A 14256-nucleotide genomic window follows, 5' to 3' on the forward strand; every position below is an offset into this window, starting at 1 on the left:
CAGATAACGATACAATAGGCCCACCATGACACCCAGTGCGCGCGAACTCACGTGCACATGTCGTTTCCAATGACGCAGCAAATTACCCTGGGTGCCATCACGCAATTAGAGAACGTCAGTGTGTTAAAACCATCAAAACAAACTTTACTATCTGCAGCGGTTATCGCCACCTCTCTTGTCATCGCAATCATCATCTTCGCCTTAAAACCACCGCCTGAAACCGTCACGATCGCGCCACCCGCGCTCAACATCGATGTCGCAATTGCCGAAAAACAAACCTTATCTATCGCCGTTAACTCACAGGGGACGGTTCAACCGCGTACAGAAACCATCTTAATTACCGAAGTGTCCGGCAAAATAATGGCGGTCGCCCCACAGTTTCAAAGTGGCGGATTAGTAGAGAAAAACGATTTATTACTAGGTATTGACCCGCGTAATTACGAGGTAGAGGTAAAACGTGCTGAAGCGAATGTGGCGACCTCTTTTAGTAATTTGATACAAGAAAAAGGTCGCGCGGCCGTCGCGAAAGAGGATATTAAAAAGTATCCGCGCAACTATGCGAGTAAAGAGGCGCGCTACCTTGCACTGCGGCTACCCCAGCTAAAAGAAGCCCAGGCGCGCTTAGACTCTGCTAGAGCTGACCTTGCGCACGCAAAAAATAATTTGGATCGCACTAAAATTCGCGCGCCTTATCGCGGCATTATTAAGGCGCGCAACGTCGACCTTGGCCAATTCGTGAGCTCTGGCAGCCAGCTTGGGCAGATCTTCGCCGTCGACATTGCAGAGGTTCGCCTGCCGCTTCCAGCCGACCGTCTCAACTACTTAAATCTCCCAGATAGCAATACAACTGAAACTCCGCGGGTAACCTTGGAAAATGAACTCGGAGGCACTTGGAGCGGCACGATTGTTCGCACTGAAGGCGTACTGGATGAACGCAGCAGAGTACTGTTTGCTATTGCCAATGTGAACGACCCCTACGGTATCGAAAGCAATGGTGAGCCGCTGCTTATGGGCAGCTTTGTCAAAGCAGAAATCAGCGGCCGGCAAATGGATGGCTTGATCGCCATTCCGCGCCACATTTTGCGAACGGGCAACAAAGTCTGGGTTCTGGACGATGAACAGCGTATCCGCAACCGTGACATCAAAACCCTGCGCACAGAAGGGAAGCTCGTCTACGTATACGAAGGTCTCGATGACGGAGATATTATCTGCCTATCGACCATTCCAAATGCCGTAGCTGGCACTAAAGTACAGATCAACAACACAACCAGAACCAGCACGCTAGTTAGCGCGGCTGCCGAACAGGTCGCTGCCGCCCACAGCAAGACGACAGCCCTATGAGTGCTACCCCTGAGCTGGACACCACTATGGGCGTCATTCCGTGGTTTGCCCGTAACTCCGTTGCCGCTAACCTCTTAATGCTCATTATTATTGGGGTAGGTCTGGGCTCCGCCTTGAGCATCCAACGTACCACCCAACCCGACTTTGAAATCAACGTCGTTCGAATTACGGTGCCCTACCCTGGCGCAACACCGGATGAGGTTGAAAGTGGTGTAGTCTTAAAAATCGAAGAAGCCTTAAAAGATATCGAGTCAATCCAAAGCCTTGAAACCACCGCGGACGAATCGCTGGCGACGTTATCTGCCGAGGTCTATGACGGCTACGATACGCTTGCGGTAATGGACGAAATCAAAAGCGCGATCGACGGCATTGTCAGTTTTCCAGAACAAGCCGAGCGCCCCATCGTCAATCGGGTTGAATTTAACAATCACGCACTCAACGTTCAGCTCTTTGGCGACATTGACGAACGAAGCATGAAGGAGCTGGCTCAGCAGGTAAAACAAGAGCTCACCCTTGATGAAAATATCGCCTACGTGCAGATCAACGGTGCTCGCGACTTTGAAATTAGCATTGAGGTGCCCGAACACACCCTACTTGAATACGGATTAACATTAAACGAAGTCGCAGAGGCCGTTCGCCGCTCTTCACTGGACTTGCCCGGCGGAGCTATAAAAACTGTCAACGGGGACATCTTACTCCGCACCCGCGGCCAGGCGCGAAACCAGCACGAATTTGAAAATGTCGTACTTATCACGAATCCCGACGGCACCCGCCTCACCCTCGGTGACATTGCAACGATAAACGACGGCTTTGTGGAACAAGATGGCTTCGCGTTTTTTGACAGCCAAATCAGTATCGGTCTGCAAATTTTTGCAGTGGGGGATCAGGACTTAATCAAAGTCGCTACCGCCGCCAAAAAATATGCTGAAGAGAAGCGCCCAAGTTTGCCCGAGGGAGTAAGTATTTCAACATGGGCCGATGTGACCTTTTACCTGGAAGGTCGCATGGACATGATGATGAAAAATCTCGGCATGGGTGCCTTATTGGTTTTCATCGTGCTGGGCTTATTCCTCAATATAAAACTCGCTTTCTGGGTAATGGTCGGACTGCCGATCTGTTTTCTTGGCACCTTTGCAATGATGCCAATTGTCGACATTAGCCTGAACATGCTGAGTCTATTTGGTTTTATTTTGGTACTCGGTATCGTCGTTGACGACGCTATTATTATTGGTGAAAGCGCCTACGCAGAAGCAGAGGACAAAGGTCACTCCATCGACACGGTTATCACTGGCGCTCTGCGCGTAGCGACACCGGCCACCTTTGGCGTACTCACCACCATCATGGCTTTCTCACCCACCTTATTTACCGAAGGTGCATTTTCGCCGTTTCCCGAAGCGGTGGGTTGGGTCGTTATTTTATGTTTGATATTCTCCCTAGTCGAATCGAAATGGATATTACCGGCGCATCTTGCTCACAGCAGGCCTGGCACCAGCGGCGTGTGGCTCAAGCTCGATAAAATTCCGCGTTACTGCAATGCCAAACTTAATAATTTTGTAGAAAACAGCTACCGCCCCTTTATTCACAAGGCAATTAACAATCGCTATCTCACCGGCTCTGTTTTCACCGCTATGTTGATTGTTACATTGGGATTGGTAGCTGGCGGAATTGTGCGATTTGTGATGATCCCCGAGGTCCCGGCGGACTTTGTTAGAGCCAACCTTGAAATGGTTGAGGGCACTCCAGAAGCGCAAACGCGGAAAGCCTTTGAATATATGGATCAAGCCCTGCGGAATGTCGATGCCGACTATCAGAGCAGCCACCCCGACTCGTCTAATAAGCGCTTAGTCAATCACGCCCTCGCCTACGGATCATCTGGCCGCATGGTGACCTTTATGGTGGAACTGAGCAAAAACGAACTACGCGACATCGATGGCGATGAGATAGCGCGACGCTGGCGCGCTGAGATTGGCAATATACCAGGGGCCAAAACCCTTTCGGTCAGCAGCGCTGACCAAACATCAGGTCCCGCTATTTCTCTGAAGCTCAGCAGCAACTCAAGCGCGGAACTCGACGCAGCAGCTAAAGATATAGAAGAAACATTAAGTCACTACAAAGGTGTGTTTGATATTCGCAATGGCGCCAGTTCGATACAAGATGAGATTGTGATAGATATTAAACCCAGCGCCGAAGTTTTAGGTATTTCCTCAGCCTCACTGGGACGCCAACTGCGGGACGCATTCTATGGCGCCGAGGCGCAGCGAATTCAGCGCGGCAACGACGAAGTGAAGGTGATGGTGCGCTACCCACCTGATGAAAGAACTGCGATTTCTGATTTGCAAAATATGTATATCCGCTCCAACGACAATGCCTATGTTCCCTTGAGCAGCGTCGCCAATTTAAGCATCGAGCCTGGCTTTAGCCAGTTAAAACGTATCGATGGTGAGCGCTCCATCACAGTCACTGCGCAAGTGGACAAAACCTTCACTGCACCTGACAAAGTGACATCAACAATTATGAATACCTTGATTAAGGACACCTTCCCAAATAAGTATCCTTCCGTGATAGTACAGCTAAGTGGTGAAAGTGAAGAAAGTGGTGTGCTAATGAAAAGTTTAGCCATTGGCTTTGTACTGGCATTGTTCGGCATTTATGCGCTACTTGCCATTCCACTGCGCTCCTATTTACAACCCCTTATCATCATGGGCGTTATTCCCTTCGGTATCATCGGCGCGGTGGTGGGTCACATCGTGCTGAATATGTCGTTTAGCATGATGTCTTTCTTCGGAGTCATTGCGCTCTCCGGCGTGGTGGTTAACGACAGCCTAATAATGGTCGATTTTATAAACTCCGCAATTGCCCGTGGCGAAAACATTCTCAAGGCAGTGGTCGACTCTGGCTGCCTGCGCTTTAGAGCAATCCTGCTCACCTCGTTAACTACGTTCTTCGGCTTATTACCCATGCTGTTAGAAAGCAGTGTGCAAGCGCAGTTTGTGATTCCCATGGCGGTGTCACTGGGTTTCGGTATTATCTTCGCCACCGTGATTACGCTAATCCTAATACCCTGTCTTTATATCGTGCTAGAAGACGTTAAGCGCCTAACCGCCCCATCGCCAGACAAGTCATTAATTGGCGATAGTAACTAGGGCCAAAACGCCCACAGGGCTATGATAAGCGAAAACGCCGCAGCGATTAGCACACCCGCTGCGGCAACGTCTTTAGCCTTGCCCACCAACTTATGGGTTTCTGGCACGGCGGCATCGGCCAAATATTCAAGTGCCGTATTTAGAGCCTCAGCTATCCAAACTAAGGTAATTGCCAGCATCAACATAATCCACTCTACTGAATTCAAACCGGTCAACACCCCCAAGGCCAGCACGGCAATTGTCGCCACCAAATGAATTTGCGCATTGCGCTGTTCAAGGATCATTGTCATCAAGCCGTTGAAGGCATAACGAAAACTGGCAAGTCGCGCCGGCAGTGAAAAGCCATGCTCTTCACGACGGTGGCGTTCTGTTTTTTGCTTCATCGCGGTACCATACCCATTTTAATCTGCGCGGAAAGAGTGATCATGCCTGAATTCAAACATATCTCACCACAAGATGCTCACGCAATGATAGAGGCCGGTTGTCAGCTCGCCGACATTCGTGACGAACAATCCTACGCCACAAGCCACATTCCCAAGGCGGATCATTTAGATAACCACAATTTGCAGCGATTTATTGAGCAAGCTGACCCCGACCAGGCACTCATCATTTATTGTTATCACGGCAATAGCAGCCAAAGTGCAGCGCAATATTTTGTTGAAAAGGATTTTACCGAGGTTTACAGCATGGATGGGGGATTTGAAATGTGGCGCCAGCTATATCCGCAGAATACCGTTGCCAACTAACCACCGAGGAGCGCAGTTGATGTAATTGAATTTGCACTGCCCTGCCGCTCAATATCAACGATGACGGTGAGGCAGTCACTATGCATTTGTCTATCGCCGTTTTACTATTTTTTCTGACGCAAAAACCACGACATGCTTAACAAAGTCGACGTTATGCTGCAGCGCAATTTCTTGCTGACGCCGTTCGATGGCAGGATCGCGAAATTCAATCACCTCACTAATATCGACATACACCATATGATCATAACGATGCACCTTCATCAGCAAGTAGCGCATACCTATCGCGGCCTCCTTCCAAAACCACGCGCTATCAGGCCAGACTGACTTTATTCATCAGGGTTGTGAACGGCGACGCTAGGATCAAGCGCAACATCGTGGCCTATAACATGAAAAAGATTGAGCACTGCACGACAGGTTTAAAGCCGTAGACGCAAACCTGTTTACATCACTAGATAACCTAGCGATGTAAACATTCAAATACGCTACTTCGCACAGCAATAGACATTCGAAGTTAATTATCTCACGGCGCAACGCACATGAGGCAATAGGCGTAAACACCGCGACTATCTTGAAGCTTTAATACGTCGTTCCAGGCTGGCAGGACACTATTGAGAACGGAGATAAGCGGTGACGACAGGCTAAAAGCGCTTTTCACCATGCCGGAGCCAAGTATCATGCGCATCAGTTCTTCTTCAGGACTGAGTGGCAAGGTCAGCAGCCGCGAATTAGCTGCGCTAATGCCAGCCAAGTTCGCCGCAGAATCAACCGCCTGCTTTAAGCCGCCCAGTTTATCCACCAAACCAAGCTGATGTGCATCTATGCCACTCCACACTCGCCCTTCGGCAATGGGCTCAACTTGCTCAACTAGCTTATTGCGACCGTCGGCAACAAGAGTGATAAAACGACGATAGCCGTATTCAACACCAGATTGAATAGCCCTCGCCAAGATCGGATCTAGCGGCAAATCAGGGCGCAATTTACCCGCCACCGCCGCAGTGCCAACACCGTCGGTACTAACACCGAGACCCTGCAACAAATTGTCTACCGTTGGAAAGGCGCCAAAGATACCGATTGATCCTGTCAGGGTTGCCGGTGTCGCCCAAATTTCGTCGGCACTTGCTGCGATCCAGTATCCCCCCGAGGCCGCCATGCTGCCCATCGAGATAACCAGGGGTTTACCGGCTTCTTGTAATTTTTGCAGCTCCGCGCGAATAACTTCAGATGCGAAGGCCGAACCGCCGCCACTGTCGATACGCAGCACTAGCGCTTTAATATCGTCGTCGCGACGCGCCTTGCGAATTAACTGTGCCAGGCTATCACCACCGATGGTGCCAGTGGGTTGCTCACCATCGACAATATTGCCACTGGCAACAATAATCCCTACTGACTCCTTCACCTCAACTAAGAGGCTGCGATTCAACATGAGATAATCGCGATAATAACTTTGCTTAAAACTACCGTCTTTGTTTTCACCAACACGCTCAATGAGTATTTCTCGCAACATTGGCCGGCTAATAATGCCGTCTACAAATCCGTAATCTAAAGCGGCCTGCGCAGCGTCGCCACCGACTTCAGCCATAACCTTATCGATGTGGTTCACGTAATAATCAAATTTGCTGACGCTGATACCACGCCGCTCAACGATGGTGTCGCGATACAGAGTCCAAAGTTGATCAAGCCACGCCCTGTTCGCCTCTTTGGCCGCGTCAGACATATCGTCGCGCAACAGCGGCTCGACCGCAGACTTAAAATTACCAACTTTAAATACATGGAAGCGTATTTTTAATTTTTCAATCGCCTCGCGGAAGTAATTGCGAATGACGGCAAAACCCTCAATACCGACGCCGCCCATATTGTGAACAAAAATCTGGTCGGCAAAACTCGCTAATAAATACTGATCTTGATTATAGTGATTCGCGCTGGCAACGATGGTTTTACCACTTTGACGAAATACCTTTATTGCTTCGGCCAGTTCCAAGGTCTTACTCATGCCGATATGATCAAGCTCGTCGAGGTGCAAAAGCAAAACCTCGATACGCGGATCATCCGCCGCTAGCGAAACCGTTTCGATTAAATCTGCCAGCAGCGTTTCTCTCGGTAAGCCCTGAGCACTGAGCTGAGTTAATGCATCAACTGCAGATAATTGGTCGACGACAACACCTTCCGGAGCAAGCACCAAGACCGCGCCATCGGGTACAGTGACATCTTTTACCGACGTAAAAAGGGCCGTCGCAATTGCGACAACAATCACCAGAAAAATGATATTCAAGGTCCAACGTCTGGCGCCGTCAATAAAGCCACCAAGCTTGGAGAAAAATCCTCGTTTTTTATTATCGCTCATACCGGCTCACTCTCCTGCGCTGCACTTTCGCGCAGCATTTGCGCCTGCCAGCGAATAAACACTGTCGCACTGCAGAACAGCACTACCACCATGCCCAATTCAATATAATTAAACCAAATAGCTAGGGATGAGAAAGCCTCAGTCACCGCCATCACAAAGTACAACAAGCTGGCAAAGCACATCCAGGCTATTGCGCGCAATTGCGCCTTAAAAATACCCGGCGCAAACATAAGCATAGGCGCGACACGAATAACCCAAATAGTAATACTCGGTTGGCGGCCCTCTTGAACCCACACCCAAGTCCCAAGAGTCAGCGTAATTAAAAAGCCAATGTAACTTATCTTCATCAGCGCTCCTGCAAAAGCAGCGCGTTTTTCTAATGCCGTCATGAGCACCTCAGTGTTGCAATTGATTACTTAAATTAGCAATGCGCTTACCCAGCGCCGCAGCCAATTCAAGTTCTATTTCATCGACTGGGCGTCCATTTTGCCCAGCCACATGCGATGCACCATAGGGCGTACCGCCGCTTTGAGTTGCACTCAAGGCGGCCTCGCTATAGGGGATGCCGGTAATTAACATGCCGTGATGCAATAAAGGCATCATCATCGTCAACAGGGTGCTTTCTTGTCCGCCGTGCAAACTGGCGCTAGAGGTAAATAACGCGGCTGGCTTGCCGATTAAGGCGCCGCTCATCCACAGGCCCGATGTGCCATCCAAAAAATATTTAAGCGGCGCGGCCATATTTCCGAATCGAGTCGGACTGCCCATCACCAAACCTGCACAGTGACGTAAATCATCCTCAGTTGCATACAGGGCACCGTTTTCAGGAATGTCATCCGCTGTCGCCTCACACACAGCCGACACGGCCGGCACAGTGCGCAGTCGCGCTTCAACACCCGCCTGTTCCACACCGCGGGCAATATGCTGCGCGAGCTTTTCTGTTGCACCGTGACGGCTGTAATACAGTACCAATACGTAAGCTTCGCTCACAAAAGACGTCCTTTGAATAAAGTCATAAATTACATTACCGCCAAACTAAACAGGACATCTCATTCAGACATTAGCGCCAATACATTTTCAGGAGGACGACCCAATACCGCTTTATCGCCTTTTACAACGATAGGCCGCTCTATTAATTTAGGCTCTGCAAGCATCGCGGCAATCAGTTTCGACTCAGACAAGCCGGTATCAGCCAAACCACCCTCTTTATATGCGGCCTCACCCTTGCGCAACAGTTGCCGAGCACTCATTTCTAACTTGGCTAATATTTTCTTGAGCTGGGCTGCGGTCGGAGGCGTATCAAGATACAAAACAATTTCGGGCTCAACACCATTATCCGTCATTAGCTGAAGGGTTTGTCTGGATTTGGAGCAGCGCGGATTGTGGTAAATGGTATACTCAGACATATCACTCTCAATCTAACATAGTAATCACAAATTTATGGCGGGTATTATACACGCCCGATACCAACTCGAACTGTCATTGAGCATTTAATGAAAACTTCTACACTACTGGCTTTGATCTGCTTATTATTTTTAGGACTAGCTGGCTGTAGCAAGCCGGATTTCCAAACCTTATCTGGCAGCGACGGAAATTTCGCGCAGGATAAATGGCTAATAATCAATTACTGGGCAACGTGGTGTGGTCCCTGTCGCGAAGAAATCCCAGCCCTAAACGACTTCGGCGCAGCGCGCAGCGACGTCAAAATCTATGGCGTCAACTATGATAATTTAAGTGGCGAGGCCCTACAGGCAGCCGTTGACGAAATGGGCATTGAATTTGATTCCATGCTGATTGACCCCGCCCAGCAGTTAGCAATCCCGCGCCCTCGAGTGCTGCCAACGACCTTGCTAATCGGCCCAAAGGGCAGCTTGAAGGCAAGCTTAACCGGGCCTCAAACGGCAGACAGCTTGAGCAAGGCAATTTTAAATGCCAGCACTCTAGCGCCATAGCAACGCGCTTACCCGAACTCCCATCATGTCATCGTTAAAAATCAATTCCGCGCCAGCGTCATCTCGCGCCACTGCGCCATAACAAACATGCAGAGGCAGCAAGTGCTCTTCGCGAGGATGGCTAAATCTCGCCTGTGGCGCCGTCGCCCAATTGATTAAACGACGCTCACGGTCACTTGGACTTATGGCTCTGTCCGTGCAGGTTTCGACTAGCCAGTCATCAAATTCAACGGCTCGCGCCGCCGCATCTACGTAAGAAAATGCCTGCAGATTGTGAAAGGACAATCCCGAGCCTATAAGTAACACGTTTTGTTCCCGGAGCTTGCGCAAAGCGTGGCCCATCGCAATATGCGCGGCGGGGTCGAGAGACTTTAACAAGGACAGCTGAATACAGGGGATGTCTGCCGCGGGGTACATCAAGGTCAGGGGCACAAACATACCGTGATCAAAACCACGCGAGGCTTCAATCCGCACCGGAATTCCAGCTTCCTCCAGTAAGTCACGAACACTCTGGGCAAGCGCAGGGTTTCCGGCAGCAGGGTAGCGCAGCGCATAACTTTCTTCGGGAAAGCCGTAATAGTCAAAAATCAATTCAGGCTTCGCTGCCCCTGTCACAGAGGCTTGATCAGCCTCCCAGTGTGCACTCACCAAGACAATGGCCGAAGGGGCGCCCAATTGGGGCGCGACTCCTTTTAAAAATGCGCTAAGCTGGCGGTGCCCCGGATCCCCTAATAAGGGTAAAGGACCGCCGCCATGAGGAATAAACAACACAGGGGCAAGCGCGGAGCCCGCCGCCGAAGGTTCTGAGCTTATGTGTGCCACTAGGTTTTACCCGCCATTAATATTCACTCCATGTCAGCGCCGACGCGGTCAGGGCTGACTGCCAATGCGCCATCATTTGCTCGCTGTAAGCCACCAAGATAATTTCGTTAACGGTGGCGTTATCCCCACACCCCATGACACTGCCATTGATGGCCGCAACGGCGACGTGCGTAGCCGCTTCGTGCGGGTAACCATACACTCCGCAGCTAATAGCCGGGAACGCGAGACTTTTTACCCCCAGCTCATTTGCGATGTCTAGGCAGCGCTGATAACACGAGGCCAATAACGCCGGCTCATTCCTTAATCCACCTCGCCAAATAGGCCCGACCGTGTGAATAACAAACTTGGCAGGAAGCAGAAAACCCGGACTAAATTTAGCATCGCCCGTGTCGCAGCCACCCAACCCGCGGCAATAGATCAATAACTCCGGACCCGCCGCGGCGTGAATTGCGCCATCGACACCGCCGCCGCCCAACAGGCTATTTTTCGCAGCGTTCGCAATAGCGTCTACGCGCAAACCACAAATATCCCCTTTGAATAACTTAAACTTCGTCACTGCCCGCACTTTCAGTAAATTCATCACGCTTCATATACATAAGCAGGGTTTGATAAACCTGCGGATCGTTCAATAAATCCATATGATTTATGCCCCGTGCAAGCCAACAATTTTCTGCGGCAAAACCCATATCGGCGCTCGGCTTTTCATGGCGCCCCAGCGCGCTGGCAACTGTCACTAATCCATCCCCAAGCACGTCGTCACTATAATTCACCGCGTCGCCAATCGTCGCCGCCGCAATCGCATAGCAGGGAACCTTTTCGGGTATGCTCTGCAGGCAGCGCTGATCACCGGCCATCGCAAATCGATCACGATTATTCCAATCTTCATCAATAATATTACCGTAGCGCAGATCGGTAATGCCGCTGCTGCGGATTTTTGCCAAGCGCGCAAAAGGTGCACAGAAGGGGTTGCTGTCTAGTATCACGTCGATCCAATTGCCACCGCGCTCAAGCAAAGCGCCGTGGTGGGGCGTACCTAGACAAATTAATTTGCGCAGCTGCGCGGGCCAAGTGTGGCCGCCCTGCTCCCCGTAATAGTAGGCACTGCGCGACACCAAGCCCCCCATGCTGTGGGCAATAATATAGAGCTCCGCACCACTTGGAGAGTGTGATGACAAAGTCTGTAAAAGATCCGCTAACTGACGCCCGTTCTGCGATACATGCAAGCCAGAGTTATAGCGGAGGTAAATAGGTGTAATGCCGAGATCCCGCGCCAGAGCTTCGCCATGATCGTGGCCGCGACGCAGCCACTGCAAATCATTCATACATAAGCCGTGGATAAAAATAGCAACTCGACCACCGGCCCTAGTCATAAACTCGGCAGTATCTTCGACTGCCAACTTCTTGCCATTGCTTCGCAGACTCATCGCAATGGCGAGGGGATTTCGTTTGTCGTTTAAGTGATCACCCAAAACGCCGTTTAAAGCTGACACTACCGCACCGTGCCCTGGCGAGCGATCCTGCTCGCCAATGGACTCCGTCAAATGTCGTATCAACGCCTCTAAGCCCAAACCAACTAAGCCGTTTATGCCCCTGATACTGCGATACACCAATCCGGTAATGCCACGAGTGCGCGGTGTAGGTTTCGTATTAGTGCCTGAGATCGAGTCAGTAGCTGAGTCTGCCGAATCTAAAGTGCCACCCAAATTGAGAATCGCGTGATGTAAACCTTCGGCAATATTAGTGACGCCGGAAATCGCGTCGATAGTTAGGCGACCGACACCAAGAAGATCTTTAGAGTGGCTTACTAGGGGGTTTTGCATAGCATTTTTACCGCGAGCCCCTGCCAATCAGCAGGGCACGCCAGAATGGAAACCAAAGGCCTACAAATAAACTGATGGGTACCCAGCACTGACGGCGGGGTGGAGGCACAATATAGTCATTAGCACGGACGTCAGCGCCAATGATCACACGCCAATACTGGCGAGCTTCACCATAATATCCTTTAATACCCCGGCCGTGGTCGGGTGCTCTACCTCAAAGCTAGACACCAACTCCTCAAGCCGGTCCTGCAAACTACTGTCCTCCAACACAAATTGGGGGCCGCTGCCTAACTCGCGGTCAATATCGTCGACCAGAGCGTGTAATTTCGCTCGATTAGCGTCATTTACTGCGAGCAGGTCAATTTCTTTTTGGAGCGTAACTAATTGCTCATGCAAGTGTTTTGGATCCATTGCTATTCTCCGCTGCGTTAACCTTGAGCATAGCAAGTCTCACCGGCAACGCACAGTCGAAGATGGCAATCTTGCGCTCGGCCTGTTCACACTAATGACAACTTCGCTTCAATAGACGCATGCTTTCTTGATAGCAGGCTTGTAACATTTCTTCTTCACCTGCCGCTTCATAGTGACGTGACAACATCTGCAGCGATATCTCCACGTTGCGGTGCAGCGACAAGCCTCTGCCCTGCGGGCTGCGCAGCACTTTTAAAAGATGATGGTGGACCGCCAGCAAGCAATGCCGTTGCAGGCAACTGTCGCGACAACGGCCAAAACACTCTGCCAGAAAATGACCCGACACCATATAGCGATCAATATTGCTAAGGCTTGGGTAATGGTCATTGTTAAGCAACATTTCGCTCAACTCAAAGCTACAACCCAAATATTTAAGCGCCGCCTGCCAATCCTTCTGAGCAAAGGCTTCGCGCCCTGCCTCCATCCACTCATCCCAGCGGTGCTCCGCCACAATCTTGCTGCGTTTAAGCTGCTGCCGGTGAGCCGAACATAAAAACTGCATCGCCATAGTGATCCCCTGTCATGTTCTATACGGGAGTGATATTAAATGATAATCATTATCATTTAAAGGCCTGGGTTTAATAATTTATGCTTTTAGCGACAAGTGGCGAATGACCAGTCAAAAGACCGAATTAGTCATTGCCCTAGCACAGCCACTTCGCGAGACTGACGGCAATAAAATAAAAGGATAAGACCATGAGCATTCAACAATTATTTTCATTGCACAGCGACGTCGCCCTCGTCACTGGCGCGGGTCGCGGAATTGGCCGCGCTACCGCCATCGCCTTTGCAGAAAGCGGTGCCTCAGTGATTTGTGCTGCACGAACTCAGGCGGATATCGATGCGAGTGCCGAACTTTGCAATGCCGCCTTGCGCAAATACCACCCCAACAGCAGCGCTAGGGCCGTGTCCATAAGCTGCGACGTCAGCGATGAAAGTGCGCTGGAAAACCTCGTCGCAAAAAGTATCGACGTCTTTGGCAAAATCACTATTCTGGTTAACAATGCCGGCGGTGCCTACCCCAACGATCCATTGAAAACCACCGCCAAAACCTTCAATCGCGACTTTAACTTCAATGTCACCAGTGCGTTCAATCTCACTCGACTTTGCCACCCGTATTTGCTCGAACACAATGGCAGAGTCATCAATATTATTTCTGCCTCGTCGCGCTATTCCCAGGCCGGATTCAGCAGCTACGGAACAGCAAAAGCCGCTCTAGAACAACTGACTAAATTGCTGGCCGCTGATTTTGCACCCGCGATCCGAGTAAATGGTGTTTCACCAGGAACCATATTGACGGAGGCGCTGGGACAATATCTAAACGATGAAGTACAAGAAAAAATGACGGCGCTTACCCCAATGAAGGCACTGGGGGAGCCGCAAGACATTGCCGCAGCCGCGTTATATTTAGCGAGTAACGCATCGCGCTGGGTAACCGGTAAAATTATTGAAGTAGATGGTGGTGCCGAATCGACCACTTGGCCGTTCTAAACCTCAGTTTTTTTAAATCCCCCGCTTCCGCGAAGCTCAACGTGTACTTTTTAGTCGCGTTGCGATTGTGATTGCCGCTGCGTCCATGTGTATAATTGTCGCTGGTTTCATCTGCTGCCGCGACTCATC

Annotated in this window: 16 protein-coding genes; 5 read left to right on the forward strand and 11 right to left on the reverse strand. The window is 50.5% G+C overall.

Annotated features, from left to right (window positions below):
* Positions 1-69 precede the first annotated feature (69 nt).
* Positions 70-1341 (forward strand): efflux RND transporter periplasmic adaptor subunit, encoded by a 1272-nt coding sequence (locus KXJ70_RS04650; RefSeq protein ID WP_219042276.1) that lies wholly within the window; start codon positions 70-72, stop codon positions 1339-1341.
* Positions 1338-4484, forward strand: a complete 3147-nt coding sequence (locus KXJ70_RS04655; protein ID WP_219042277.1) for an efflux RND transporter permease subunit — start codon at positions 1338-1340, stop codon at positions 4482-4484. Before KXJ70_RS04650 ends, KXJ70_RS04655 begins: the two co-directional genes overlap by 4 nt.
* Here the strand turns inward: KXJ70_RS04655 and KXJ70_RS04660 are convergent.
* Positions 4481-4867 carry a diacylglycerol kinase family protein gene (locus KXJ70_RS04660; RefSeq protein ID WP_219042278.1) on the reverse strand — a complete coding sequence of 129 codons (387 nt, stop codon included), beginning with the start codon at positions 4865-4867 and terminating at the stop codon, positions 4481-4483. The two genes, KXJ70_RS04655 and KXJ70_RS04660, sit on opposite strands and share 4 nt — an antisense overlap.
* A gap of 42 nt (positions 4868-4909) precedes the next feature.
* Between KXJ70_RS04660 and glpE the strand changes: the two genes are divergently transcribed.
* Positions 4910-5230, forward strand: coding sequence for a thiosulfate sulfurtransferase GlpE (gene glpE, locus KXJ70_RS04665; RefSeq protein WP_219042279.1), 321 nt, complete (start codon positions 4910-4912; stop codon positions 5228-5230).
* A gap of 90 nt (positions 5231-5320) precedes the next feature.
* On the opposite strand, the gene KXJ70_RS04670 is transcribed toward glpE, so the two are convergent.
* The 5 genes from KXJ70_RS04670 to arsC form a co-directional block, all read right to left on the reverse strand.
* On the reverse strand, positions 5321-5506 hold the full coding sequence (locus tag KXJ70_RS04670; RefSeq protein ID WP_219042280.1) for a transcriptional repressor: 186 nt from the start codon (positions 5504-5506) through the stop codon (positions 5321-5323).
* A 244-nt stretch (positions 5507-5750) separates the two neighbouring features.
* Complete coding sequence (sppA, locus tag KXJ70_RS04675; RefSeq protein WP_219042281.1) at positions 5751-7571, reverse strand: signal peptide peptidase SppA; 1821 nt, start codon at positions 7569-7571, stop codon at positions 5751-5753.
* Positions 7568-7918, reverse strand: a complete 351-nt coding sequence (locus KXJ70_RS04680; RefSeq protein ID WP_219042282.1) for a DUF2069 domain-containing protein — start codon at positions 7916-7918, stop codon at positions 7568-7570. The genes sppA and KXJ70_RS04680 overlap by 4 nt, the downstream gene beginning before the upstream one ends.
* A 49-nt stretch (positions 7919-7967) precedes the next feature.
* Positions 7968-8561 carry an NAD(P)H:quinone oxidoreductase gene (wrbA, locus tag KXJ70_RS04685; protein WP_219042283.1) on the reverse strand — a complete coding sequence of 198 codons (594 nt, stop codon included), beginning with the start codon at positions 8559-8561 and terminating at the stop codon, positions 7968-7970.
* A 59-nt stretch (positions 8562-8620) separates the two neighbouring features.
* On the reverse strand, positions 8621-8977 hold the full coding sequence (gene arsC / locus KXJ70_RS04690; RefSeq protein ID WP_219042284.1) for an arsenate reductase (glutaredoxin): 357 nt from the start codon (positions 8975-8977) through the stop codon (positions 8621-8623).
* An 87-nt stretch (positions 8978-9064) separates the two neighbouring features.
* Here arsC and KXJ70_RS04695 point away from each other — a divergent pair, with 87 nt between their 5' ends.
* Positions 9065-9523, forward strand: a complete 459-nt coding sequence (locus KXJ70_RS04695; RefSeq protein WP_219042285.1) for a TlpA family protein disulfide reductase — start codon at positions 9065-9067, stop codon at positions 9521-9523.
* Here KXJ70_RS04695 and KXJ70_RS04700 read toward each other — a convergent pair.
* The 5 genes from KXJ70_RS04700 to KXJ70_RS04720 all read right to left on the reverse strand — a co-directional run bounded on the left by KXJ70_RS04700 (position 9512) and on the right by KXJ70_RS04720 (position 13144).
* Positions 9512-10345, reverse strand: a complete 834-nt coding sequence (locus tag KXJ70_RS04700) for a DODA-type extradiol aromatic ring-opening family dioxygenase (protein WP_369409745.1) — start codon at positions 10343-10345, stop codon at positions 9512-9514. The two genes, KXJ70_RS04695 and KXJ70_RS04700, sit on opposite strands and share 12 nt — an antisense overlap.
* Before the next feature lie 16 nt (positions 10346-10361).
* Positions 10362-10901 (reverse strand): O-acetyl-ADP-ribose deacetylase, encoded by a 540-nt coding sequence (locus KXJ70_RS04705; protein ID WP_369409746.1) that lies wholly within the window; start codon positions 10899-10901, stop codon positions 10362-10364.
* Complete coding sequence (locus KXJ70_RS04710; protein ID WP_219042287.1) at positions 10888-12165, reverse strand: PGAP1-like alpha/beta domain-containing protein; 1278 nt, start codon at positions 12163-12165, stop codon at positions 10888-10890. Before KXJ70_RS04710 ends, KXJ70_RS04705 begins: the two co-directional genes overlap by 14 nt.
* 144 nt (positions 12166-12309) lie before the next feature.
* Positions 12310-12576, reverse strand: a complete 267-nt coding sequence (locus KXJ70_RS04715; RefSeq protein WP_219042288.1) for a DUF4404 family protein — start codon at positions 12574-12576, stop codon at positions 12310-12312.
* Between the two features lie 91 nt (positions 12577-12667).
* Complete coding sequence (locus tag KXJ70_RS04720; protein ID WP_219042289.1) at positions 12668-13144, reverse strand: hypothetical protein; 477 nt, start codon at positions 13142-13144, stop codon at positions 12668-12670.
* Positions 13145-13332: 188 nt separating this feature from the next.
* Between KXJ70_RS04720 and KXJ70_RS04725 the strand changes: the two genes are divergently transcribed.
* Positions 13333-14127, forward strand: coding sequence for a glucose 1-dehydrogenase (locus KXJ70_RS04725; RefSeq protein WP_219042290.1), 795 nt, complete (start codon positions 13333-13335; stop codon positions 14125-14127).
* Positions 14128-14256 lie beyond the last annotated feature (129 nt).

It is taken from the genome of Zhongshania aquimaris (assembly GCF_019312595.1).
GTDB lineage: Bacteria > Pseudomonadota > Gammaproteobacteria > Pseudomonadales > Spongiibacteraceae > Spongiibacter > Spongiibacter aquimaris.

Bases quoted from the DNA above. Each gene is read 5' to 3' on its own strand.
- KXJ70_RS04650 (WP_219042276.1), top strand. From the start codon at position 70: ATGACGCAGCAAATTACCCTGGGTGCCATCACGCAATTAGAGAACGTC.
- KXJ70_RS04655 (WP_219042277.1), top strand. From the start codon at position 1,338: ATGAGTGCTACCCCTGAGCTGGACACCACTATGGGCGTCATTCCGTGG.
- KXJ70_RS04660 (WP_219042278.1), bottom strand. From the start codon at position 4,867: ATGAAGCAAAAAACAGAACGCCACCGTCGTGAAGAGCATGGCTTTTCA.
- glpE (WP_219042279.1), top strand. From the start codon at position 4,910: ATGCCTGAATTCAAACATATCTCACCACAAGATGCTCACGCAATGATA.
- KXJ70_RS04670 (WP_219042280.1), bottom strand. From the start codon at position 5,506: ATGCGCTACTTGCTGATGAAGGTGCATCGTTATGATCATATGGTGTAT.
- sppA (WP_219042281.1), bottom strand. From the start codon at position 7,571: ATGAGCGATAATAAAAAACGAGGATTTTTCTCCAAGCTTGGTGGCTTT.
- KXJ70_RS04680 (WP_219042282.1), bottom strand. From the start codon at position 7,918: ATGAAGATAAGTTACATTGGCTTTTTAATTACGCTGACTCTTGGGACT.
- arsC (WP_219042284.1), bottom strand. From the start codon at position 8,977: ATGTCTGAGTATACCATTTACCACAATCCGCGCTGCTCCAAATCCAGA.
- KXJ70_RS04695 (WP_219042285.1), top strand. From the start codon at position 9,065: ATGAAAACTTCTACACTACTGGCTTTGATCTGCTTATTATTTTTAGGA.
- KXJ70_RS04710 (WP_219042287.1), bottom strand. From the start codon at position 12,165: ATGCAAAACCCCCTAGTAAGCCACTCTAAAGATCTTCTTGGTGTCGGT.
- KXJ70_RS04715 (WP_219042288.1), bottom strand. From the start codon at position 12,576: ATGGATCCAAAACACTTGCATGAGCAATTAGTTACGCTCCAAAAAGAA.
- KXJ70_RS04720 (WP_219042289.1), bottom strand. From the start codon at position 13,144: ATGGCGATGCAGTTTTTATGTTCGGCTCACCGGCAGCAGCTTAAACGC.
- KXJ70_RS04725 (WP_219042290.1), top strand. From the start codon at position 13,333: ATGAGCATTCAACAATTATTTTCATTGCACAGCGACGTCGCCCTCGTC.